23 protein-coding genes and 1 tRNA gene are annotated in these 24409 nt (G+C 37.9%); 4 read left to right on the top strand and 20 right to left on the bottom strand.

Annotated features, from left to right (window positions below):
- Window positions 1–24: 24 nt before the first annotated feature.
- The 6 genes from ACY8D0_RS04950 to brxF form a co-directional block, all read right to left on the bottom strand.
- A complete protein-coding gene (locus tag ACY8D0_RS04950; RefSeq protein WP_462409364.1) occupies window positions 25–732 on the bottom strand; it encodes a hypothetical protein in 708 nt (235 codons plus the stop codon).
- A gap of 17 nt (window positions 733–749) precedes the next feature.
- Window positions 750–2687, bottom strand: a complete 1938-nt coding sequence (gene pglZ / locus ACY8D0_RS04945) for a BREX-3 system phosphatase PglZ (protein ID WP_462409363.1) — start codon at window positions 2685–2687, stop codon at window positions 750–752.
- A 23-nt stretch (window positions 2688–2710) separates the two neighbouring features.
- On the bottom strand, window positions 2711–4258 hold the full coding sequence (locus ACY8D0_RS04940; RefSeq protein WP_462409362.1) for a DNA methyltransferase: 1548 nt from the start codon (window positions 4256–4258) through the stop codon (window positions 2711–2713).
- 178 nt (window positions 4259–4436) lie between these two features.
- A complete protein-coding gene (locus ACY8D0_RS04935; protein ID WP_462409361.1) occupies window positions 4437–5540 on the bottom strand; it encodes a DNA methyltransferase in 1104 nt (367 codons plus the stop codon).
- A 14-nt stretch (window positions 5541–5554) separates the two neighbouring features.
- Window positions 5555–9256, bottom strand: coding sequence for a DUF6079 family protein (locus ACY8D0_RS04930; RefSeq protein ID WP_462409360.1), 3702 nt, complete (start codon window positions 9254–9256; stop codon window positions 5555–5557).
- Window positions 9257–9274: 18 nt separating this feature from the next.
- A complete protein-coding gene (gene brxF, locus ACY8D0_RS04925; protein WP_462409359.1) occupies window positions 9275–9727 on the bottom strand; it encodes a BREX-3 system P-loop-containing protein BrxF in 453 nt (150 codons plus the stop codon).
- A 196-nt stretch (window positions 9728–9923) separates the two neighbouring features.
- On the opposite strand from brxF, the gene ACY8D0_RS04920 reads away from it, so the two are divergent.
- On the top strand, window positions 9924–10415 hold the full coding sequence (locus tag ACY8D0_RS04920; protein WP_462409358.1) for a hypothetical protein: 492 nt from the start codon (window positions 9924–9926) through the stop codon (window positions 10413–10415).
- Window positions 10416–10566: 151 nt separating this feature from the next.
- On the opposite strand, the gene ACY8D0_RS04915 is transcribed toward ACY8D0_RS04920, so the two are convergent.
- From ACY8D0_RS04915 to ACY8D0_RS04905, 3 genes are all read right to left on the bottom strand, one after another.
- On the bottom strand, window positions 10567–11478 hold the full coding sequence (locus ACY8D0_RS04915; protein WP_462409357.1) for an IS3 family transposase: 912 nt from the start codon (window positions 11476–11478) through the stop codon (window positions 10567–10569).
- Window positions 11475–11960, bottom strand: coding sequence for a helix-turn-helix domain-containing protein (locus tag ACY8D0_RS04910; protein ID WP_462409356.1), 486 nt, complete (start codon window positions 11958–11960; stop codon window positions 11475–11477). Before ACY8D0_RS04910 ends, ACY8D0_RS04915 begins: the two co-directional genes overlap by 4 nt.
- A gap of 69 nt (window positions 11961–12029) precedes the next feature.
- Entirely contained in the window at window positions 12030–12599 is a 570-nt protein-coding gene (locus ACY8D0_RS04905) for a hypothetical protein (protein WP_462409355.1), read from the bottom strand.
- 96 nt (window positions 12600–12695) lie between these two features.
- Here ACY8D0_RS04905 and ACY8D0_RS04900 point away from each other — a divergent pair, with 96 nt between their 5' ends.
- Window positions 12696–13388 carry a tyrosine-type recombinase/integrase gene (locus ACY8D0_RS04900; RefSeq protein ID WP_462409354.1) on the top strand — a complete coding sequence of 231 codons (693 nt, stop codon included), beginning with the start codon at window positions 12696–12698 and terminating at the stop codon, window positions 13386–13388.
- Between the two features lie 126 nt (window positions 13389–13514).
- Here the strand turns inward: ACY8D0_RS04900 and ACY8D0_RS04895 are convergent.
- A tRNA-Sec gene (locus tag ACY8D0_RS04895) sits at window positions 13515–13611 on the bottom strand.
- Window positions 13612–13817: 206 nt separating this feature from the next.
- Here ACY8D0_RS04895 and ACY8D0_RS04890 point away from each other — a divergent pair.
- The gene (locus tag ACY8D0_RS04890; protein WP_462409353.1) at window positions 13818–14252 is read left to right on the top strand and encodes a DUF2621 domain-containing protein; all 435 of its coding nucleotides are present in this window, start codon (window positions 13818–13820) and stop codon (window positions 14250–14252) included.
- Between the two features lie 68 nt (window positions 14253–14320).
- Here the strand turns inward: ACY8D0_RS04890 and ACY8D0_RS04885 are convergent, their stop codons facing one another.
- Window positions 14321–14800: a CcdC family protein gene (locus ACY8D0_RS04885; RefSeq protein WP_462409352.1), complete on the bottom strand. Its 480-nt coding sequence runs from the start codon at window positions 14798–14800 to the stop codon at window positions 14321–14323.
- Window positions 14801–14979: 179 nt separating this feature from the next.
- Entirely contained in the window at window positions 14980–15687 is a 708-nt protein-coding gene (locus ACY8D0_RS04880; RefSeq protein ID WP_462409351.1) for a cytochrome c biogenesis CcdA family protein, read from the bottom strand.
- Window positions 15688–15959: 272 nt separating this feature from the next.
- Between ACY8D0_RS04880 and ACY8D0_RS04875 the strand changes: the two genes are divergently transcribed.
- Window positions 15960–16127 carry a Spo0E family sporulation regulatory protein-aspartic acid phosphatase gene (locus tag ACY8D0_RS04875; RefSeq protein WP_462409350.1) on the top strand — a complete coding sequence of 56 codons (168 nt, stop codon included), beginning with the start codon at window positions 15960–15962 and terminating at the stop codon, window positions 16125–16127.
- Between the two features lie 39 nt (window positions 16128–16166).
- Here the strand turns inward: ACY8D0_RS04875 and ACY8D0_RS04870 are convergent, their stop codons facing one another.
- From ACY8D0_RS04870 to yneA, 8 genes are all read right to left on the bottom strand, one after another.
- Window positions 16167–17957, bottom strand: a complete 1791-nt coding sequence (locus tag ACY8D0_RS04870) for an ABC transporter ATP-binding protein (RefSeq protein WP_462409349.1) — start codon at window positions 17955–17957, stop codon at window positions 16167–16169.
- A gap of 1 nt (window position 17958) precedes the next feature.
- Window positions 17959–19710, bottom strand: a complete 1752-nt coding sequence (locus ACY8D0_RS04865; RefSeq protein ID WP_462409348.1) for an ABC transporter transmembrane domain-containing protein — start codon at window positions 19708–19710, stop codon at window positions 17959–17961.
- Between the two features lie 227 nt (window positions 19711–19937).
- Window positions 19938–20153 carry a YneF family protein gene (locus ACY8D0_RS04860; protein WP_042456629.1) on the bottom strand — a complete coding sequence of 72 codons (216 nt, stop codon included), beginning with the start codon at window positions 20151–20153 and terminating at the stop codon, window positions 19938–19940.
- 77 nt (window positions 20154–20230) lie between these two features.
- Window positions 20231–20671 (bottom strand): sporulation inhibitor of replication protein SirA, encoded by a 441-nt coding sequence (sirA, locus tag ACY8D0_RS04855; RefSeq protein ID WP_462409347.1) that lies wholly within the window; start codon window positions 20669–20671, stop codon window positions 20231–20233.
- A 241-nt stretch (window positions 20672–20912) separates the two neighbouring features.
- Window positions 20913–22916, bottom strand: coding sequence for a transketolase (gene tkt / locus ACY8D0_RS04850; RefSeq protein ID WP_462409346.1), 2004 nt, complete (start codon window positions 22914–22916; stop codon window positions 20913–20915).
- Window positions 22917–23089: 173 nt separating this feature from the next.
- Window positions 23090–23320, bottom strand: coding sequence for a DUF896 domain-containing protein (locus ACY8D0_RS04845; RefSeq protein ID WP_462409345.1), 231 nt, complete (start codon window positions 23318–23320; stop codon window positions 23090–23092).
- A 77-nt stretch (window positions 23321–23397) separates the two neighbouring features.
- The gene (locus ACY8D0_RS04840; protein ID WP_462409344.1) at window positions 23398–24045 is read right to left on the bottom strand and encodes a YneB family resolvase-like protein; all 648 of its coding nucleotides are present in this window, start codon (window positions 24043–24045) and stop codon (window positions 23398–23400) included.
- A gap of 11 nt (window positions 24046–24056) precedes the next feature.
- Window positions 24057–24383 carry a cell division suppressor protein YneA gene (gene yneA / locus ACY8D0_RS04835; protein ID WP_462409343.1) on the bottom strand — a complete coding sequence of 109 codons (327 nt, stop codon included), beginning with the start codon at window positions 24381–24383 and terminating at the stop codon, window positions 24057–24059.
- Window positions 24384–24409 lie beyond the last annotated feature (26 nt).

Here is a 24409-nt window from a genome sequence, read left to right as displayed (position 1 = left end):
CCCCTATTCACAGGAATAAGGGAATTAGCTTTTCAATTCTACCATAGTCATATCAATACTTTTTATAAGCTCAAACTTATTTTTCATTAAATCGCTTGCTGAAATGTTGTAATTAAACGGAAAGAATAGGACATTGTTGTTCATTAATTCAATCGGGAGTATATGCGAATCATTAATAGTAAGCAATACCTCCGCCATCAACTGCAACAATTCATGTGAATGGATTTCTATTTTTTGTGACAATGAATAGGCACGATTCTTTTGAAGTTCAGTTATGCCCCATGACTTTATACTCATTAAGACAGCACTAGTGGCTACTTCAACACGGCGGCGCTCGCCATAAAGACTTTTCATTTTTTTCCCTAAAACCTGACTAGTAACAGCATCCTGCATTCGGAGTTGAAGTCCAATTTCTTTCACTAAATCTTTAAAGAAAGGGTATGCTAACATCGTCATACACCAATGGAGAAAAACCTTCTCTTCCCGATTTATAAATGGCAGCATCTCAAGTGCACGATCTCGAATAACAAAATGATCTTCTTCTACCAAATACCATATTTTCATTAACATGGTAATCGCATTTTTACGCGATTTGGCACCTTTGATATCCGCCCGAAGGAAGTTATCCAAAACCTCATACATTTCCTTTCGTTCCAATCTACGTGCTTCATTTGCAGTAAAATCAAGGTGATGGAGTAACACCTTTTGATCAAATCCAATCGGTTTTGCCATAATAATCAACCTCAAGTTTAAGAAATTACTTTAATAAAAGGAACAATAACTTCCTCCATACTAATACCGCCATGACTTATGATGGTCTCCCCATTATTTACAAAGGCTACACCATCCTTAGCTAATAGTACATGAAATTTCTCTGGCAATCCAATATCGTGCCATTTTATTGTTTGATTATATTTTTCTGCTGCCGCGTCTCGTAATTCTACTGAATCATAAATACGTACCCGTTCACCTTTTGTCTCAGCAATAACTCCCTCACTTATTCTTCCGATTCCGACACTTTCCCTATTCCCATGGTCGGCGGTAATATAAACCGTAAAACCTTCATTTTGCAAATCTTGAATAAATTTTAGTAGGTAATTCGTTTCCAACCAAATATTTAATTCGGAAAATACACTTTTTGATCCTTGGACCGCGCCATGTAAAACCTTATCGATTATGTCTATAACCGCTCCGTAAACCCTAATATTAGATTGTTTAAGTGGCAAGAAATTGCCTCTTTGATAAAATTCCTGACCTAAACCTCTTTGGTATGAGACATGTATTCGTGGAACTCCTTTATCTTCCCAAAACGTCGACCAAGCAAAAGATTCTTTGTTTGTTGTTGATATAGAATTAGCAAAATAAGATGGTCTAAGGCCGGAAAATATCGCTTGTCTGGAAACTGCTGTAAGAGTAGGAACCCAGGCAAATACCCCATTTTCTTCAAAAGATAATCCGTACTTTGCGAGATGATTGCGAATCTGAAACCATTGGACAAAACTCATTCCATCCATTACTAATAAAGCAACCTTATCCTCATTCTGGCTTGCAATATAATGAGGTATTTGGTGTACCATTTTTGGAACCGGCAAATGAGGTAACGATATCAGCGAACCATATTGATGAAACATCCATTTTTCAAAATCTTCATCAATCCTATTGCTTATTTCTTTAACCTCTTGAAAGTATGAATCTGTCGATAGCGAAAGGGCCTTAAACTGTCCATAAGCTTGAGCCATTTTTGTCCAATCCTTATACCTATTTTCTGTAGCTAAGGCATCCTTTAGCTGTAAATATAGATATTCTAATTTTTCATTATTTTCTTTCTTACAATCTGAATCAATCCCGACACGCATCCAGGATGGAAATTTATTGGGCTGATAACCTTTTACACGTTTTATCAACCCTTCCAAAAATAAATTATCTACTATACTCCGAATGAGTGGATTTGTAAAAGAGTGAAATGAATAATCCGTATCTTCTTCTATGGCAACTCCGTTTTGTTGCTGTGAAAATTGGTCAATTTGCTTAACAAAATGATTCCACTCTTCTTCCAAATATTTGTAGAAGAAGTTTGCAGACATGACCAAATCTTTAATCGGAAGATCCCTTAAATCATTCTTTTGACTAAGTACACCAATAACAAATCTTTTTATAACCATAGGGACAGAGTCTAATTCATAATGAATGGTTAATAACAATTTCCATAATTCGGCCCGAGTATGCACCATATCATAAGGCAACTTATAAATATTTTTCGCTATAAAATCCAATGTTTCTTTATCAAAAGAAGTGCCTTGATACCGCTCCTGTGCAGTATACAAGGCATCATATATTTCTACATCAAGCTGTCCAATTATAGGTGTTGAGAATTTGGGGAAGATGATTGAAACATCCAATCGGGTTCGTTGACCTAACTGTATCAAATCAAAGGGAAAAACATTATAATCTGTCCCTTCTGCTCTAACAAGAAGACAGATTTCTCTTTTTTCAATTTTGATTCGATAATCACGTTCAAATTCAAAACGAAATAAAATACTTTCGTTCAAATTAACTACGTAAATATTGTCCTCTTTCAATTTCGCTAGAATCAATTCATCTAAAAGCAGCTGGTCATTGTCAAGAACAAGATACAATGCGTTATTTGCATTGAATTGTTTCAAAACTTGGTCACGCCAATTGGCCATTTTCATCTTCCCCTTGCCCTACATTATAATCCCAAACGAACTTGAGCATTATCATAGTACATTAGCAGCTTATCGTCTTCTTGAATAACACTTTCAGGCAGGCGGTCACCTACCATAACAATCTTTTGGTAATCCTTATCACCCCAAGCATTTTTAAATCCGGCACGTATAGCTTCGGTACGAAACTGTTTGAGTTTTTTCTTGCTTTTTGAAAGTTCCTCAATATATCCTTCAAATTCACGCAGCAAGGATTTTTCGCGCAATTTTTCCAAATCCGCTTTTTTGTTTGGATCTGGGACGTACCAACGGTTTAGAGCTTTTCCTTTTAAGTAATCATCGTTATGATCCATGCCCCGAAGATCCTTGTAATTCTTATGAAGATAACTAACAATTTGATCAGGTACAGGACTATTTCCAACATAATTCAAGAAATTTTGGGATAACAAATCATCTAGTTCAGGTAACAATTCGTGTTTCTCAATGTGCTGGATTTGTTTCATAAATGCTGGATATATTTCTTGTCGTGTTTGTGGCTTCTTAAGTAATTGCTGACGAATCCATTCAATTGCACTATTCTCACCAACAACAAATAATTCCATTTGCATAAATTCTTTTATAGTTAATCTTTTCTTATCATATTCAGCAAGCTGACTTTCTAGGAATGCCATTCCGTCCCTCATCGGGAACCTGTGCATTACACCTTCTTGAAATTCTGCTGAGGACAAAGGAACAATAAGTCCATTTTGTACATAATAGGCAACCATTCTGTCAAATAAAACTCTTGGAGTTCTTTCTACAACAATTTCGGCAACACCATTTTTATCTTTAATAAAAATTGGTAATTGTTTAAGATGATTTTCAACAAAAATCCATACATTTTCATTATCACTTAAACTGCGATTCATAATATTTAGTACTTTTTCTTTCGGTTTATAAGCAGAAATTACTAAGTCCTGTTTTGCGGTTGTCATATACGACATTTGTTTCGTTGTTCCTTTCTTTTTATCCAAAACTCTGACATCCGCAATAACAAACCCTACCCTAGAAAGTGCTTCTTGAATCGAATTCCAAACTGAATTTTTAGAGTTATGAAATTCAACCGTTATCCATCTGCCCGGTTTTAAAACCCGATACATTTGTTTGAAGCATTTTTCAATTAATCCTTGGTATTCAGCTAAGCCTTTTCTTTGAAAGCTGTTTATGATTGCCTCATCATTTGTATTAGTAACCACGCCAATAAAAGATTCCCAGATGTAATTTAATTCAGAGTAATTTAAATTTTCTCCAAAAGGAGGATCTGTAAAAATATAATCAACACTTGAATCTGGAATTTGTTCCAAATTTCCGGTACTTTGAGTTGTAATAATGTTATGTCCTTTATTTATGATTTCATTTCCGCACCTTTGAAGATCCTTCCATTTATCGGATATATAAGAGATTAAAGGAATTTCAGCAGTAAGCTGTGATATATATAAGGTCCCTGATAGAGGGCCAACATGTCTATCGTGATTTGGCATATATCGATTGAATTTTAAGGTTCTTTGTAAACATGCAGAAAGTAAGAATAACAAAAAATGTTTCTTATATCCTTCGATACCACTATTTCGAATTTCTTTGAGTAATTCATTAAAAAAGTATAAATTAACTTCTGAAAAAAATTGAAAATTATAAAGTAATCCGTGTGAAAATTTTGGTTGATTTGTATTAAAACCTTCGGGTAATTCATTTACATAAAAATCAAATTGATACTCAAGGTTTTCGGTTGAAAGATATCTTATTTAAATCTTCTTCGTCAGGATGTTTTTCAAATCTCTTACCATTAAATGTGTAATTAATTAATACTGGTTTTTGTTTTGCCACATCAATAATTTTTTTGCTATTTTTAATTAGCTTTTTCTCATAAGCTCTTGTTAACTTATTTTTATTTTGAATGGCCCCACAGTTTGGGCATATTAACTCTTTTTTCACAGGCTGACCTGGTCCATTAAATACTAAATCCCAATAAACAATTTCTTCATTGCAATTTGCACATAAAAAAACGTCTGACCAAACAGTATAATTTATAATCCCTTTTTTATTCGTAGTAATAGGTTTATTAACTCTATCTTTTGGATCAGAAACACCTCTTTTCCAACCAACATGAAGTGTTTCAATCAAATGTGCATTTTTTTTACCAACTTTTCCAATAATCTTCTCTATAATATCGCTAACTTCATGGATCTTTCCAATCATATTATTATTTTTTCCCATAAAGGTTGCATTTGGTGATAAATCAGATAATATGCTATTTCTTACACCAAGTAATATATTTTCTTGTTCATCACTATCTGATTCTGGATCATAATATTCACACATTTGAGCAGCGACACCAGTCATGCCAGATCCACTAAAACCATCCAAAACGATATCTCCAGGGTTAGTATAGTGTAGGATATATTTTCTGATTGCCTTGTAAGGAACCTTTGTATGGTAATAATGAGCATTGTAAATAGGGTCATTTTTTCCTACGCTAACATCAATTGCTAACGGCTCTCTATGGTATTCTCTTTCATTTAAATTATTTTCATATCTATCCTTTTTTTCATTTTCCCACATTTTAATGAAATCACTTAACCAAGGATTTGGACAAGCTGTATAGTATGGGGGATCTGACAAAGCTATAATATCTTCATCACTCCCAATTGGAAACCCTTCAATCTTTTTAAGCTCGGATAACTTTTTTCTCAATTCTTCCCTAAAATATTCTCTTCTTTTTTTATCATTTTCAAAAGTCATACCTAAACAGACAACCGATTGATTGTCTGTTTGAGTATCTGAATTTTCAAACGATAACTGCTCAGTATTATATGACATATAAGTACACCTCGTTATTTCTTAAGCATAACTCGGATACGATTTGTTGGCTGATTTCCAACAGTTTGTTGAATAAGCATCTCAAATCTTCTCCTAAATTCTTCTACCGTTAATGGACTCCCATTAGCCATCATGTCCGTAATTTGATCTAATGTGATTTCTACTTTATTAATCCCTTTTAACAAATCGTTAATGGCTTGAATTAATCGTATATCAATTGGAAGGCTAAATGATTTTTGAGAAATGAATTGTTGAACAAGTTCTTGCTGTTCCAGTCTTAGTAATGCAATATTTTCTTTAATGGTTGGATCATTAAAGTTATTTAACAGCGTGTTTGTCCAGTTATTCAGTAATTCGCCAAGTTCATCTTCTAATGTTTCCAACTTAAATTGATTTAGATATGCTTCTTCCTTTGGTCTAAATTTACAGTGCGGACATGTAGCTGAATGCTGTAAATCCTCCCTTTTCAATTGATAGCAGGTAATACATGAATCCAATCTTCTTTGCCAATCAGAAAGGACCTGGTTTGGCAATATATCAATTTTTTGAGCTAATTCCCTTAAAGCATTTAGTCGTTGATCATTTAGCAAACCGCTCTTTTTCATATCTTGGGTTGCATTTAGCCTTGATTTGTCATGCAATCCCATATATAAACTGATGTATTCATCTTTTAGTTGTTCAATCGTACGGCTTTCTGAAGAATAGTCATCTCCTTCTTTTAAAGCGATTGAAAGCTCGTATAACGCCGTATCCACCTTTTTACTCCATTCATGATTTCTATCAAGATGAAGTTTCGCCTGAATAAGATAATTGGCCACATTTGTGAATTCCCTTACTTTCGTCTCAAGCTTCTCCAATTTTTCTAATTCTTTTAAAAGAATATCTTGTGCCAAGATTTCCTCAGCGGAATATCTTAAATTATGCATTTTAGCCGGCGAATCATAGCGTTGAATTCCTTCTAAAAATCCTTTTAAGTCACCAATTTTTTGAACAATTTGCCCAATCTCTGCTGTTGAAAAAAGTGTTCCGTCCCATATTGGCAAACCTGTTCGAATTGTAGGAATCATCCTAACAACTTTTTGTAATTTATCGTTAGCAAATTCCATTACTCTTCGAATGCCAAAAGCTAAGTTCTCTCCCTCAAGGTTTGGAATATGAACATCGGATATTTGAAAAATCGCATTAATCGCTGCAACCGGAAGGCCACTAGGTGTTTTTACATGATTGAAATAGGTAAGCTTTTCTAATGGCAATCGGGAAAACTCGGCATAATTCATTGCGTCATAAGACTTACCATCTACATTTACAACCAATTCTCCTGAATGGACAAGTGCCGCAAGCACAACTACTAATAATTCAGGTTCAAGCTTAAATTCTAAAGTGAGCCGGATGTCTTCAGTCCCTCTAATTGTATTGGTTGTAATTAATTCAGAAACATTTAATACTTGTCCATGCCCTTTTTCATTTAGTTTATTCATTACCCATTTGGCATAACCGGACTTATGAATATTCACCTTGCCATTTTGGTCAAGTAAGACCAATCCATCTAATATTGCAGTACCCTGTCTAGTCTCTCTACCAGATATTTGAACAAGTGCGTCTGATACATAGGAATGCAAGTTCTCTTTATTTAAATAAACATTTTGAAGCTTTCTAAATGATGGGTAATCAGGATATTTTTGTTCAAACCAATCTGTCAATAACCCTTCAGATACTGTATTAATAATTTCAATCACTCCGGCATTTTGTGGCAGCATCATGCCGAATTCCAAAATATTAGCGGTTTTGCCACGGTAAGTTATTTCATAAACATGAACAAAATTCTCACTTAACCATTTTACAAGTTCCTTAAAATAAGTTTCTGACTTTCTCACATACAATTGCTTTGTTGCAGAAGTTGCATTTATACCCAATTCTCTTGAGCCAGCATACATCTTTAACAATCTTATAAATTTCTCTTCTTTTAAAGCCAGTTTAAAAAAGACTTCATCTGCCTTTTGTTCATCCTTAAATTTCACTTCACTGAATGGTTTTAACATATAAATATAGAAATCTCGTTCCGGTTGTGCAGTTGACCGTTCATTTGGTGCCCCAAAGAAAAGGTACCCCTGTCGGGACACTTTATGGACTTCCCATGGCAGATTATGTTTCCAGATTTTATATCCGGTTACATAGGTATTATCCGCTACCCCTGTGGCTTGTTTAAGCACCTCAAAATAATAGGTATCCAATTTATCGTCTTCAATGGTTTCTGCCTTTTGCTCAATCAAATCATCAACAGCAATATCTTTTTTCAAATCTAAATAATATTGTCCATTGCTTTCGTTCGTTGAAATATATTGAAAACTGACAGTTTTTTGGATTTCCCGTAAAGCTGCCTCAACTGTTGTTTTCAGAAAATCAGAAGGATTATCATCTTCTAAAAGCATGTCTAAGCTCAATGTGGAATGCAAAAACAAATCATCACGAAGCTCCTCTGGTGTTAGACCAACCTTATCAAATATATCACTTGTAGCTAGACGGTATACTGCCAAGGCATTTACAATTCTAATGGCCATCGGCTGATATATTTTTTTGGTAAAGGCATTATGAATACGATCTTTTAAAATGCGTGACTTGTCCAGCACTTCACGGATATCGGGATTACTTTTGTATGAAGGGTCTTCTTCAATGTATTTCCAGTAACTATCATAGGAAACAAGCCCTGGAGCTCCCTCTGGAACATCCTCCTCAAGAATCTGTTTAATTTCATTACTAATCGTTTTCAATGCCACCCTTTTTTCAGCAACATTCACTTTCTCAAATGTTGCTAAATAAGCTGGATGGATTGGGAAGAGGTTAACATACATTTCTAAATCTTCACTTAACCGGGTATATAATGAAGAAAAAAGGCTTAGATGCTCACGGATAAGCGCTTTTTGTTTTTCATCCTTCTTAAGTAATCTTTGTGATACAACAAATGCAATATCTTCACGGACTATACGCACTTGCTCAAAACGTTCTTTAACTCTTCGTAAAGAATCCGCTACGAATCCAAATTTAGGATTATCAAAAAGCATTTCTTGAATACCTGCAATAAAACGCAAGCGGGTTTTACTGCAAACTTCCCCTACTTCCCGTAAAAAGCCAAGGTCTAATGTAAGTTCCTGTTCTTTCCTGCTTCTTAAGTAGTCTAGTAACTCATCTACCACAAGCATAAGCCCTTCATCTGGAAATGCCTCATGGAAAAGCCCCATCATTTCCGTAAGTGCATTTTTATTATTTCGGACTTCATCTATAGATGGGAATTTAAAATCAACCCCCATATCATAAAGTCCCTCTTCTAATGCTTCACATAATATGTCTCTTAGTGAAGTCCGAACGCTGCCAATTTCAGTACGTATAACTTTAAATTGCCCTTCTATTTCTTTTGCTTTTTGTGCAACCCGCTCATTCTTAATATAATTACTTGCACCATCAATTTCGGCAATAGTTGAAATTACACTCATTAAGTGTGATTTACCTGTTCCGTAATTACCGACAATGAATAATCCTTTATTGTCTACTGGCCGGTGGAACTGTAATTGTTCAATGACTGCTTCATCTAGCTGCTCCGCCATTCTTTCCGAAATAACATATGTATCAATTAAGTGAAATGCTCGTTCCTTATCATTTGCATCTGTTAACTGGATTACCGATTCAATTGGTTCAAATTGAACTAGATCACGATATTTCATTTGTCTCTTCCCCCTTTTTTACATCACTACAATTCCGTCGTATTCTTTGCACTCATAATATTCAGGATGCCCAGGCACCGCATACACAAAACGTCTGCCGTCATATTTCCCTTTCCAAGAGACCACCAACGTATAATTCCTGCTGAAAGACTGCAGAAGCTGAATAGCATCTAGTTTTAATATTGGATCAAACAATACCTCAATATGTTCTATGCAAAGGGTATTGTTTCCACCATTTTTTAAAATTTCACTCAATAAAGTATGCACTCTTCCGGCCATTCGCTTTCGTGGATACTCTTTTAATTTTTGACTTAACAAAAAATTAATATTTAGGAGTGGTACACCTATACTTTCAGCCACATTTTTTACAATTGTTCCTTTTGAATGCTCACAAACTAGAATTATTCTATAATATTTTGAATTGATAATTTCTAGTCCCTGCTCAATCCTATTCACCAGATCGGCACTCATATCAACACCTACAAACGTTTAATTCTTTAGTACTATTTTAATTATAGTTTATATTGAGGACAAATCCCACAGTGTTTTTTATGTCAAACAAATTTGATGAAATTCAGTTTATCATAATATTTGTAATTTTATTTATTAATTTGTAGTATGAATATGGTATCAATTCCAATTGTTACAAATTGAGGAGATGAATAAAATGGCAGATTACAGAAATATTGTAGAATTCCAAGCAAAATTGGAAGGAACCAGGGCAACTATAAAATCTTTAGCTGATAATGGGATTCCTGATGCTAGAGCTCTAATTGCAAGAGGACTTGGTGCACATAACCTCCAAGGACATGATGCTAGCATCCTGCCTTTAGCAGTTCTGTATTCTCAATACAATCCATCATTATTAACTGATTTAAAGAATTTAACCTCGTTAAACAATGACATGGGTGACCGTAGCAATGGAGAAGCAAGAAACAATTTTGCCTGGAACCCAATAAAAAGAGATTTAGCTGCTTTTAAAGCTGTTCATGGGTCAGATATTATTGCCCAAGAATTAAGAAGCGGAATTCCTCAAACTGTTGACGATGTCCTAAGAACTTATCTCTCAGATAATTATTTAGGGGGACATACCACTGGAGGAGCAGGAGACACTGTTTTAAAAAGAACTTTAAAACTGCTGGGACATATTTTTTATTAAATGCTTATAGCTTTTACCTAAATATTTAGAACTCTTGTACCGTTATTTAGTAATTGCTTTAAAGTTTGAATTATAACCAAAAACTTTATGGATTTATAAAGACAAAAAAGCACCTGACCTGAGGTGACCCCTAAAAGTTAGAGTTTTTATATTAAGCAGCTAGTTGGCTGGTATGGATACGGTAATGAACCGGACTCATACCGGCCAATTTTTGCTTTATGCGTTTGTTATTATAATAATCGATATAATCTTCAATTCTCTTTTTTAATTCCTCAAATGAGCACAGTGCTTCACCGTAATACATTTCTTGTTTGAGTAATCCGAAAAAATTCTCCATGGGGGAATTATCTAAACAATTTTCTTTTCGTGACATACTTTGGAACACCTTGTTTTCTTTTAGCGTTTTTACCCACTTATTATGCTGATAATGCCATCCTTGATCAGAATGTATAGTGGTTCTGTACCTAGAATCTTTAACAATTTCTAAAGCTGCCTCAAGTGGGTCGAGTGCTAATTCTAAGGTCGGGCGCATTCCTATCCCATACGAAAGGATTTCACCGTTGAACATATCCATAATTGGACTCAAATACAGTTTTACTCCGTCTGAACACTTAAATTCCGTGATATCAGTTGTTAATTTTTGATGACACACATTTGTTTGAAAACGACGATTTATGCGGTTTTTGGCCACAGTTCCTGTAGTGCCTTTATAAGAACTGTATTTTCGTGATTTTCTATTAAACTTGTCTCCTTTGAGTCCGAATTTATTCATAATTCGCTGTACCTTTTTATGATTCACATTATTACCACGGTTTTTCAATTCTAGTTTGATACGACGATATCCATAATTGCCGTTATTTTCATCAAAAATGGCTTGAATACCTTCTTCTAGCTCTTGGTTTGGGTTTTCTTTCTTCATCACTTTTATATGATAATGATAGGAGGATTCAGGAATACCGACTATATGTAAAACATCCTTTAATTTGAAGTTTTCTTTGAGTTCGAATGATAACGCTGTTTGTGCTTTTCTAGATAGCTTTTCGGATCCATCTGAAAAGCTCACAACTTTTTTAAGTATTCTACCTCTAAACGGAGAAGTTCGTTTTCTCTTTCTAACTTTTGTTCGTACGTCATTTCTTTTTCTTCTGCCGTTTTTTTATTTTTTCTGTTCTTAGCTTTATCAGACATAGGTGGACGTCCTTTCGGTCTATCAAGGGCTTCAGTTCCCCCCTCCAAAAATGCCTTCTTCCAGGAACTAATTATAGGAGGGTTGGCTAATCCAAATTTAAGGGCAGTTTCCATCAATGAAGAACCTGTTCTTTTCATAAAACTTAATACATCCAGCTTAAATTGAACAGAATAAGTTTTCTTATAATTTTTCCTCTTTAACCCTTTCTCTCCCCATTTCTCATACACATCTATCCACCTTTGAACCTGTGCGTGCCCCTTTATGCCATACTTTTTGGCCAAAAGTTTATGACCTAATTTACCTTCTTTGTATTCTCTTACAACCATCAACTTAAACTCTTCACTATACTTAGCCATAAATAAACACCCCAAAAGTCAGATTTTACTCTAACTTTTGGGGTGCAGTACAACCGGTGCTTTTTCCTATTAATTAAGAGTAGTATGATATAACGAAAATTTACTTGAAGGTGATTTGACAAGTGTTCCTTCTTTAATTGACTCGATGATCTTGGTAATTTTCTCCTCATCGATTCCATCTAAATCATCTGTGGTTATAAGCTTATCAATTACACCAATTTTTTCATAATCTTGTTTGCGTTTCTGCCAGTTTTGATAATATGTTTTCGAGTCAAGCATTACAAGATGTTCCCAATAGAAGACAGTGCCATCTGCAAGCTTGATGGTGAAATCCGGTTTAATGTTAAATCTTTGATGCGGCAGTTCAAGCAACTGTTCATATTTGAATTGAAGTCCTCTTCTTTCTAATGCTTTATAGATGATATATTCAACTTTTGATCTAACAAAGACACCTTTTTGTGGCTGGAATTTCTCATGCTTATCTTCAGGTTTCGTAAAAATTGAAGTATTCCTATGTTGAATGGCAGACCGATTTTTGGCAGTTTGTAATAAACTCTCTTCTCCCAGATCTTGAATAAACAGGAATAGCTTTTTTCTTGCCCTTGTTAATGTGATATTTTTATGTTTCCTAATGAGCAAGAGTATTATTCCCAAAAGCTTTCAAGCGGGAAACTAGATGGTGGTGGTCTTTCTGCTACATCGGTCAAACACCAATAACGGTTAATTTCCAAGGCATTGAATGATGCAGTAAAGTGGCAATTTATCGTTCGAAATGTGGCCAAAGCTGTTTCTCCGCCAAAAACTAAAAAAGCTGAAATGCAGATATGGGATAATGAACAAGTAAAAACCTTTTTAAATTCAGCGAAAACATCTGTTTATTATTCCATTTATTTCACAGCCATCTATACAGGTATGCGTCGTGGTGAAGTCTTGGCAATCCGCTGGCAGGATGTTGATTTTGAGAACAAAGTGATCTATGTGCGACAATCGTTGCAGCCGATAAAAAGGATCGGGTTAACATTTAAGGAACCTAAATCAGGCAGAAGCAGGTCCATCTCAATAACTTCAAGTGTAATAAAGGAATTGAAAAAGGTTTATAAGCAGCAATTTGAAAACAAATTATTGCTTGGACAGGACTACCATGATTATGATTTAGTTTTCGCTCAAAAGAACGGTAACCCGATTCAGCCATCCGAATTAGCTAAAGAATATCGTAAGATTATAAGTCGAACCCATCTGCCTTATATCCGGTTTCACGATCTTAGACACACCCATGCAACCTTAATGCTGCAGCAAGGTGTTCACCCTAAAGTCGTTTCCGAACGATTAGGACATTCGACAATTGGGATTACAATGGACACATACACACACGTATTGCCGAACATGCAAAAAGAAGCTGCCCAGCAGTTTGAGCAGCTCATTAAGTAAATAATATGTATGTTTGACCTTGTGTCCAATCGGTGTCCACTTGTGTAATTTTTACGTATTCTTGGACCAAAAAACCTTCTATTCTCAACTTCTAAAATTGCCTCAGAAGCATTGCTATAACTAGGTTGGCGGGACTGTGTGGGAATCGAACCCACCTGACCTGGCACGCAGGTCACAAGCAGTTTTGAAGACTGTGGAGGACACCAGTACCCCATTCAGCCCCGTAAATATTATTTTGAACTAGCATTTCTGTACCACTATATTACAACGGAAAATAGTAATAATCAATAGAAACAGCCTTATTGTCACTTTTCCGACAACTTCTCCCTAAAAGGTTGCTCTTTCCTATTTAATCGAATTGTGACAATTACTTGTCTTGAAGCCAAAAAACCGTCTATAATAAAAGAAGTATAAATTGGTTGTAGGTGAATGAGTATGCAGCTTGAAGGTTGGTTTTTGTGGTTTATCCTGTTCTGGGTTGTATTTCTAGTCGTGATGATGGGGATCGGCGGATTTTTTATGTTCCGTAAGTTTCTAAAAAAAATGCCGAAAGAAGACGGCAAATCCGTCATGGATTGGGAAGAATATTATGTCAATGAATCGCGCCATTTATGGGGCGACGTGGAGAAGGCGCTGCTTGAGGATTTAGTCAGCCCTGTTCCGGAATTGTTCCGCGATGTGGCCCGTCATAAAATTGCCGGCAAAATCGGTGAGCTGGCCATCAAGGAAAAGGTACCACGCATCAGCGAGGAATTGGTCATCCGGGGCTATATCCAAGCGACGCCCAAACGCGACCATAAATTCTTGCGTAAAAAACTGTTCGATAATCAAATCGATGTCACTCCATATGAGCATCTATTCTAAACCGCCTTTTTAGGCGGTTTTTTATTTTCATATAAAAAACACTGACCAAACTAGGTCAGTGCTTTAGACTAAGTTAATTTTAAACCATTAAGTTCCTTGTGGAGTTTCATATAGTTTCGATACATGGCCACTCGCCATGGGACAATCATGCTGAACGCCAACAGGAAGAACATGCCGCTAAGCTGTCCCACATTGATTGTGGCACTTAACACAGATTTCAATGCCACTCGGATGATTAACAATCCAATCAAAATAAAAATAAAGGCTTTCGAACGTTTTAAATAGATATCTTCACCTTGGATTTCGAACTTAGACGTTTTAATTAAAAAGATGGAGAAAAACATACCCAGCAAAATCGCTTCAATGATTTCTGCCGGTGTTAATCGAAACTGCGGTATGAAATACATGAAAGCACCGGTAGACATAAAGAACGGTGGCATGATAATTTTTCTGGCGTTGGTTGGCTTTTTGGAAGCTTTCAACCGCACAAATATCACCGAAACGCCCATAAAAACTGCAATAATGGTAGATATAATAACATAACTCATGATTAATCTTCCCTTACCATTAAAATATTCGCTTTCCCATTATAACGCAAAAGAATCAATTTGAATAACGAAAACCACTGTAATAATCTTGCCAAATATATAAACTGCAAAACCCATCCATTATGAAAGGAAAAACCATTGTAGGGATCTCCTAAATGGTTTTAATGCCAAATGGTTATTTAAAATCCAGTAAACCCGCCAAATAATGGGGATAAAATCTGGATTATTTTTGTCATCCAGTCAAAGAATAGCACGACTCCCATGACAATCATAATATAGCCACCGATTTTCACAATCTTTTGACTATGAGTCTTAATCCATTTCATCCTTCCGATAAAGAACGATAATATGAAAAATGGAACTGCGAAACCTAAAGAATAAGCGGTCATATAGAGAACACCGGATCCCGGATTGGATGCGGCTAGCACGATGACAGATGACAAAATCGGACCGGTACACGGTGTCCAGCCCGCCGCAAACGCCATTCCAATCAGCAAAGAGCCAACGAACCCCGAAGGCCGATGTTTGAATTCAATGCGCCGGTCCCTCATCATAAACTTCGGCTGGAACACACCGACGATAATCAAACCAAACAGGACAATGAAGATCCCGCCCAGTTGTCGAATCAAATCCTTATATTCCTGAAAGAAACTTCCAAGAAACGAAGTGCTAAAGCCAATGGCAATGAAAATAAAGGAAAAGCCAATTAGAAAGAATAATGTATGGAGTAAACTGCGCTTTTGCAGCATCGCATTATCACTTTTTAATTCTCCCACAGACATACCAGTTATGTATGATAAAAACGCCGGATAAAGCGGCAAGCAGCATGGAGAAATAAAACTTAAAAAGCCTGCTCCAAGTGCCAAGAAGAAATTCACATCTGCCATAATAACACTCCCACCAATGTCGATACCCTTTCATTCTAACAAAACAAGCCCAGAAAGGATATTGATGTGCATGAATATTTTGTGTCACTAGGCAATAAATCACGACAATTTTGCTTTAACTGCTTGTCATTTTTTACATGAAATTCTGCCATGAATGCCTTTGAAATAATTGACATCTTAGGTTATACTAGTAAACAGTTCCCTGTTAGGAGAAACAAATTCTACCAGTAAGATACCGACTCTTAGGAGATTTTCCGGAAAGGATAGCGGCCGTGATCAAACAGGATCTACTAGCTTTAATTGAAAAAAAACGTACCGAATTAATTAAAGTCGCCACCAGTAACGGTTTTACCTCCTCTTTGGCCATTCGCTATAGCCAAGAGCTCGATCACCTGATCAATGAATATAACCGAAAATATACTGAAAGAGTGCTTTCTTAAATAAAAAAGCCTGGTGGTTTAACGCCAGGCTTTTTCCTATTAAAGAATCATATCTTCTACGTGTTGGGAGAGACCGTTTTGAAGCAGATACATCTTGTGATAAAGTCCCCGTTGTGAGAGAAGCTCTTGGTGCGTTCCACGTTCCACAATTTCACCTTGATGCAGGACCAGGATTAATTCGGCATCCTGAATGGTGGATAACCGGTGGGCAATCGCAATGGTCGTGCGTCCCTTGCGCATTTTTGCCAGAGCTGTTTGAATCGCCTCTTCTGTTTCCGTATCTATATTCGCGGTTGCTTCATCCAATACCAATACTTTGGGATTGGCCGCAATGGTTCGGGCAAACGCAATCAGCTGCCGTTGACCGCTAGAAAACGTCGCGCCTCTTTCCACCACTTTCTGGTTGTAGCCCTCCTCCAGCTTCTCAATAAACGTATCCGCTTGGACAAATTGGGCTGCCTCTTTGATTTGCTCATCCGTTATCTCCTTTTGATGGAGACGAATATTATCTTTAACGGTTCCATAAAACAAGAATGGATCCTGCAGAACCAGCCCTAATTTCTCTCTAAGCTCCTGTTTGGAGTAATTCCGAATGGACTGCCCGTCAATTAAAATTTCACCGCGTTCAAACTCATAAAAGCGCATCATTAAGTTGATGATAGAACTCTTCCCGCTTCCAGTATGGCCCACCAATGCGACCGTTTCCCCGGGGTTAGCGGTAAAGGAAATATTTTTTAACACCTCCCGTTTACCGTCATAGGAAAAGCTTACGTTTTTAAATTCGATTTTCCCGTCCCTGATTGCAAGACGCTCGTCTTTCTGTGCAGGTGCCAGCCCATCATTATCCAACAGTTTAAACACGCGGGACCCCGCCACAATCGCCTGCTGGTATAAAGAAAGCCGCATCATCATTTGGTTCACGGGTTCAAAAAATCGGTCGATATAATTGATAAACGCATAAATGACCCCAATCTTAACCGAAGTATCAAATGATGTAATCCCGAAATACATTAATACAATGATTAAACCGAAAATGTAAATCAAGTCAATCGCGGGCCTTAACAGCAATGCATCGATTTTAATGTTTTTCATGCCGGCATCGTAATGTTTTTCATTGATGGCGGCAAATTCCGCCCGAAGCCGTTTTTCCTGACGAAATACCTGAATGATGGACATTCCCTGAAGCGATTCACTCAGCTTGGCGTTTAACTGGCTAAGCCTTTCCCGCATATCCAGATAGTACTTGGAACTAAATTTACGGTATAAAACCATCACCAACACCAGGATCGGAAGTATCACCACACAAAACAAGCCCAGTTTTACATCCAATATAAACATACTGATAAAAATGCCTGCTATAAAAACGCCGCTTTGGATAAATGTCGAGATCACTGTCACAAACATATCCTTTATCGCTTCCGTATCATTGGTCACCCGGGATACAATGCTACCTGCCGGCGTTTTATCAAAGTATTTCAAACCAAGTGACTGCACTTTTGAAAACACATCAATCCGCAGCTGCTGGATGATATACAGGGCAATTTTTTGAAACGCCACCAGCTGATAAAATAAGAGAATAGCTTTAACAATTTGGATTCCCATATAGGTGGAGCCAAGAATGACCAACGGTGTGAATTCTAGCTTTCTTGGAGTCAAATAATCGTCTATGAAAATCTTAACCAATATCGGAAGAATGATATCTCCGATCGTCGTTAACAACAGTAGCAAAAAGGCAAAGCTAATCTCTTTTTTATGGGGTTTGGCGTAAGAAAGAAGCCGGAATAAAACCTTTCTTTGTTGGCTGCTTGACAGCTGTGCTTTTTCTTCCATGCTACTGTCCTCCATGTTCCACCAGCTCTTCCAGCTGCTGGTGCATATACATTTCTTTATACCATCCGTCCGTTCCCATTAGCGACTCATGTGTGCCCCGCTCGATAATCCGTCCTTCTTCTAGAACTAAAATCAGGTCGGCATGCTGAATGGCACTTAAGCGATGGGAGGTAATCATCGTGGTTTTCCCCTCGCGATTTCCCCTCAATGAAGATAAAATGGCTTCCTCGGTTTTTGCATCCACAGCAGATAACGAGTCATCCAGAATTAGGACCTCCGGATTCATCAGCAATGCCCTTGCAATCGAAATTCGCTGCTTTTGACCCCCGGAAAGAGCAACCCCGCGTTCCCCGACGACTGTTTGATACCCCTCGGTAAATTGGAGGATATCCTCATGAATGTTAGCCAGTTTGGCAGCATTCTCGATTTCCTGTTTGGTGGCAGACGGGTTGGTGAAAGCAATGTTCTCAGCAACCGTTGCTGAAAATAAGAAATGGTCCTGGGGAACATACCCTACTGCTTCCCGCAATCGATCCAGCTTATAGGCCTTTAGTGGCTGTTCGCCAAACAGGATCTGCCCGTCATAGCCTTCAAACTCCCGAATGAGCAGTTTTAGCAACGTGGTTTTCCCTGCTCCTGTTTTTCCTACAATCCCCAAAGTCTGGCCCCTTTTTAATGAAAATTGAATATCACTTAAGACCGGACGGGATTCACCAGGATAGTGATACTCCGCAATATGGTATTCAATATCTCCACAAGGTATCTTATCCATCGCATCGGCGGTGTCATAAATCTCCACTTCCTCCCTTAACAGGGCGGAAACACGATCATAGGAAGCGCTTCCCCGCTCCATAATGTTGAAAAGCCAGCCAAATGCCAGCATTGGCCAAATCAATAATCCTAGATAAGTAGTAAACGAGATTAGTTGGCCAATCGTCAACTCCCCGTTAAGGACATACTTCGCCCCGAAAATAATCGATAAAAAATAGGAAATGCCAACTATGATCGAAATGGTCGGATCATATAGGGAGTCGATTTTCGCGACCACGATATTTTTCTTGACTACATCTTCTGATTGTTTCCGGAAATCTTCAATATCCTCTTGTTCTTGGCCAAATGTTTTAATGACCTTGATCCCCATGATACTCTCCTGGGTTTTATCATTTAGGGAGGAAAAAGCTTCCTGCGCCTTATAAAAACTTTTATGCAGCATCGTTCCGAACCAGCTCGTCAATATCGCCATCAGCGGCATCGGAATGAGGCAAATCAACGTCAACTTCCAGCTGATCGTAAACGCCATCGCGAGAATGACAAAACCGCCTGTCGATAACGAATCAACCAGTGTCAGTACTCCTGATCCTGCCGTCTGCTGGATCGCCGACAGGTCGTTAGTGGCATGTGCCATTAAATCCCCTATCCGGTTTTTCTGATAAAACGAAGGAGACATTTTCGTAAAATGCTGATATAACTGATTCCGTAAGATTTGGCTAAGCTTGACGGCAGAACCAAATATCCGAATTCGCCAATAATACCGGAGGACATACATGGCCAGCCCCGCCACAACAAGCACCAGCATCCATTCTGCCAGCAATCCTTTTGTCAGAGTGCCATCATGAATATGGTCGGCTATAATACCAATGACCTTCGGCGGCACCAATTGCAGCAATGCAACAAATAACAAGATTAAAACACCAGATATATATGCCTTTTTTTCTTGTTTAAAAAACCATCCTAATTCCAAAAATACTTTCATTCACACGCCCCCGAACCCTATGAAGTCAACTGCCATCTTTATCCGTCAAATTTACATTTTAACAAATCTTTATAAAATAATAAACATTTTAAAAAATAAAAAAGACGCCCCGTCATGAGTGATCCACAGTTAAAACAAAAACCACCTTTCCGTTTACGAATAGGTGGTTTGAAAGAATAGAGTATAATAGCTGTCAATCAACAAAATAAACGATTACAAAATATGGCTTATTTTGATTGCTGTTTGTTCATCGCATTCATCATTTGATTGATTTTCTTTTGCGAAGGCTTCATGCCCATCTGCATCATCATTGTTTTTAGCATTTGCTCATTGATTGGCGGATTTTTCTTTAAATAGCTCATCATATAACGGCGAGCAATGAAAAATCCTAGCGCTATACCTGCAGCCAAGCAGAGTATACCAACTAGAATGTACATACCCATTAAAACTTCCTCCTTCATGTTGTCTAACATACATCAGTTTACTAAATAAAACACAATTAGACAATATTTCATTGTAATTAGACAAATTTTCTTTCTTTAATCGGTTTCAACCAGCCAAACCGCTCATGTTCCAAGTCAATCGCCAAGAACGAAGATTCGCATTTTCGGAGCACTTCGAAGAATGCGGTCTCCGCCTCAAATGACCCGTTCGCTTCGATCGTAATCATTTCTTGGAACACTTCTACTTTTGCTCTACTTATTTTTCCACTTAATTCTAGTGTATATGCACCATTGACTGCTTTAAATCCGGATAATTTTCCTAATTGGTTTTGAATCAATTGATGGATTTTCAAAACTTCCAATCGTTTGGTTATGTAATGTATTTGTTTGCTAACTATATATTCAAGTTCACCGCGCGCCTGTTGTTGCTCCTGAAATAGTTGAAAAAATATACGCTCTCGTCCGAAGTAATGGGTGGCAAATTCATCTTCTATTAAATAAAGCTGATATCTTCTCACACAGACCTCTCCTTCGCTGACATGCCCTTTTATCTATTATAAAAAATCGTTCAGGAAACATTTGTCTTATAGCGGCAAAAACTTTCACTTTTTTTGTCGATTGTCAAGATGTGAATCTGTCCTTTTTTATACTTATTCAATAGATAAACCTCTATATCCTTTTAAATATGAAGATTTTCATATTTTTTTAATATTTTTGGTCAAAAAAAAAGAGACGGAAGATTCCGTCCCCTAACTCTTATTATTGAAGCAATGCTTTCACTTTTGAAACTACATTTTCTACTGTAAAGCCGTATTCACTCATAATTTTTTCGCCAGGTGCGGAGGCGCCAAATCTGTCAATGGCTAAAACATCACCTTCATCACCGGTGTATTTATGCCAGCCTAAGGATGCACCTACTTCGATTCCCAAGCGCTTTTTCACATTTCTCGGAAGAACAGATTGTTTGTACTCCTGTGATTGTTCTTCAAATTTATCCCATGAAGGCATGCTGACAACGGACACTTCAATACCTTCTCCAGCCAGCGCTTGTTGCGCTTCAACCGCAAGGCTTACCTCAGACCCTGAGGCCAATAATAGCGCATCCGGAGTTTCTTTAGATGCCGGTGAAACGACATAAGCTCCACGTTTCACACCTTCATAGGCGTTTTGGTCCGTATCTTTTAAGGTCGGTAAGTTTTGACGAGTTAACACTAATGCTGTTGGTTTGTCAGTCGATTCAATGGCAAGTTTCCAAGCAGCTGCCGTTTCATTTCCGTCCGCAGGGCGAATGATGGAAAGATTCGGCATAGCTCTTAATGCAGCCAGCTGTTCGATTGGCTCATGGGTTGGTCCGTCTTCCCCAACGGCAATACTGTCATGGGTGAATACATAGGTAACCGGAAGTCCCATAAGAGCCGCTAAACGAATCGCCGGACGCAGATAATCTGAGAATACAAAGAATGTACCACCGAATACTTTCACCCCGCCGTGAAGGGCAATCCCATTCATAGCTGCTCCCATAGCAAATTCCCGGACACCGAACCAGATATTACGGCCTTCATAAGAACCAGGCATATAGTCTTTTGTTCCTTTAATCGTGGTTTTATTCGAACCAGCAAGGTCGGCAGAACCACCAATTAATATAGGCAGGTTTTTGGCAATCCCATTTAATGCTTCTGCAGAGGAAGCACGGGATGCTAAACTTTTTCCTTCAGCATACACAGGAATGTCTTGATCCCAGCCTTCAGGCAACTGGTTGTTTAGGGCTTGTTCCAACTGAGTGGCCAATTCAGGGTACTGATTTTTGTATTGGGCGAACTGATCATTCCACTCTTTTTCTTTTTTCTCACCGTTTTCGCCAATAAGCTTACTGAAGTTTTCATAAACCCCATCCGGAACGTGGAAGTCTTCTTCAAATGTCCATTGATAGGTCTCTTTGGTCAACTTCAATTCTTCGGCTCCAAGTGGTGCTCCGTGGACTCCTGAAGTGCCAGCGCGATTTGGTGAACCAAAGCCAATTGTAGTTCTTACTTCAATGATGGCAGGATGTTCAAGGTCAGTACGGGCCTCTTCTAAAGCTTTTGAAATTTCCTCTAGATTGTTGCCATCTTCAACGCGAAGATATTGCCACCCATAGGATAAGAAACGGTTTTGGACACTCTCGGAGAAGGACTTGTTTAAATCACCGTCTAAAGAAATGTCATTGGAATCGTAAAGAACGACCAAGCGTCCTAATTGTAAATGTCCCGCTAAGGAAGCTGCCTCAGCAGAAACACCTTCCATTAAGTCACCGTCGCCGCAAATGCTGTATGTAAAGTGATTTACAATTTCATAATTGTCTTTATTATATACGCTGGCAAGATGACGTTCAGCCATTGCCATTCCGACTGCCATGGCAATTCCTTGTCCCAGTGGACCTGTAGTGGCCTCAACGCCTTCTGTGTGTTTATACTCAGGATGGCCTGGAGTCTTGCTGCCCCATTGACGGAATTGTTTTAGGTCTTCAATAGAAAGATTGTATCCGGATAAATGCAGCATGCTGTATAGTAAAGCAGAACCATGTCCTGCGGATAAAACAAAGCGATCCCGGTTGAACCATTTTGGATTCTTAGGGTTATGGTTCATAAACCTTGTCCATAATGTATATGCCATTGGTGCAGCTCCCATTGGCATCCCCGGATGACCCGAGTTCGCTTTCTCAACCGCATCAATAGCCAATGTACGGATTGTGGTTACAGATAAATCATCAATCGTGTTAAACATTTCTTACATCCTCTCTTTTTCACAGGATAATTAACCCAACAACATTAATATTATAGTTCAGTGGTGATTTATTCAACTAATTGTGCATAAAATGGCCGATAAAGTCAGTTTGTTTGATAATTTCCCTCAAATTGTCTCAGGATATGTAAAAAGGAATACAAATTTGTATTCCTTTAATGTAGGTTTTGTTTTTTCCTTTGTTTTATCTTTTCCGGTGTTACATCGTTTCCCTCTGGATCGATGACGGTGGTATGTGTTAACGTATCTAACATATGGGAACGAAAAACTGCTAGATATTCGCTTCTTAATGAGGATTGCTCTTTAGCTTCTGCTTCTGATAGGCCTGTTGTTTTCGCTTTTTTAGCCAACTCATTGATTCTCGCCAGTTTTTCTTTGGATAGCATGCATGCACCTTCTTTCATTAAGTTCTACATGAGAACTGATTTTACTAAAAAAAACACCTTCTGACAAGGCAGAAGGTTTACTCGATTTGGCTTTCAATATATTCTTGATATCTCCTATGGACAGTGGCCTTTGATATCGGGTAGCCGAATCCTCTCAAAGTGGCGGCGATTTCAGCGAAGGTAAGACCATTGGATCTCAATCTGGCAATTTCCTCTACTGGTACAACAATTTTATCGCGGCCGGAATTCTCCCCAAGATTTTTCAAGTTTTTTTGAGGCTTATACCCCTGCTGAACTGCACGTTTCATGCCGCGCTTGATTTTTACATTATGTAGTTTGCGCTGGTATTCCTCCACCATGCTGACAATTTGCAATACCATGGAATCAGATTCGGACAGCTGCAATTCCCCGTTGTGAGCAATACTATAAATTCTTTTACCCTCTTTCATAATACAATGAAGGATGGCGATTTTGGCATTTCCCCTGCCAATTCTGGTTTCATCCTGGATGAGGACTGCTTGTACCTCGGGACTTTTGATTTCTTCTAAAAGTTCAAGAATACCATCTCTATCAAAATCATAACCGCTGGCCTTTTCCTTTATTACAGCGGCCACTTCAAAATCATACTGGGCAGCCAATCGGGTCAGTTCCTCCTCTTGACGTTTTAATGAAGTTTCCTGTGTTTCTTTATTGGTACTGACACGGCAATAGATAATGGCTTTCATCGTTTCCCTTCCTACTCTTCCACGGCTCCGGCGTATTCCGTTACCGTTCCAACTTCGCTGTTGACAGGAATGATAATTTCTTCGCCAGGATAAATGTTATCATCGATTTGTTTATTGTGCTTTTTCACCCAATTAACGAATTCTTTATTCGACATGGAGTGCTGACCTGCATAGGCTTGTGAAATCTTCCAAAGCGAATCTCCTTCGGAAACCGTAATCTTCGTGTACGGGTCTTGATTAGTGTCCGGACTGTGTTGAATGGTATAGATAAGGGCAAAAGCACAGCTGATAAATAGAAGAATGATAGCATATGAGTATTGGATCCATATTTTTTTCATCACAAACACCTCTTATAGAATATACG

The sequence above is a fragment of the Neobacillus camarae genome (assembly GCF_054950115.1).
This window is presented reverse-complemented; position numbering and strand designations above follow the sequence as displayed.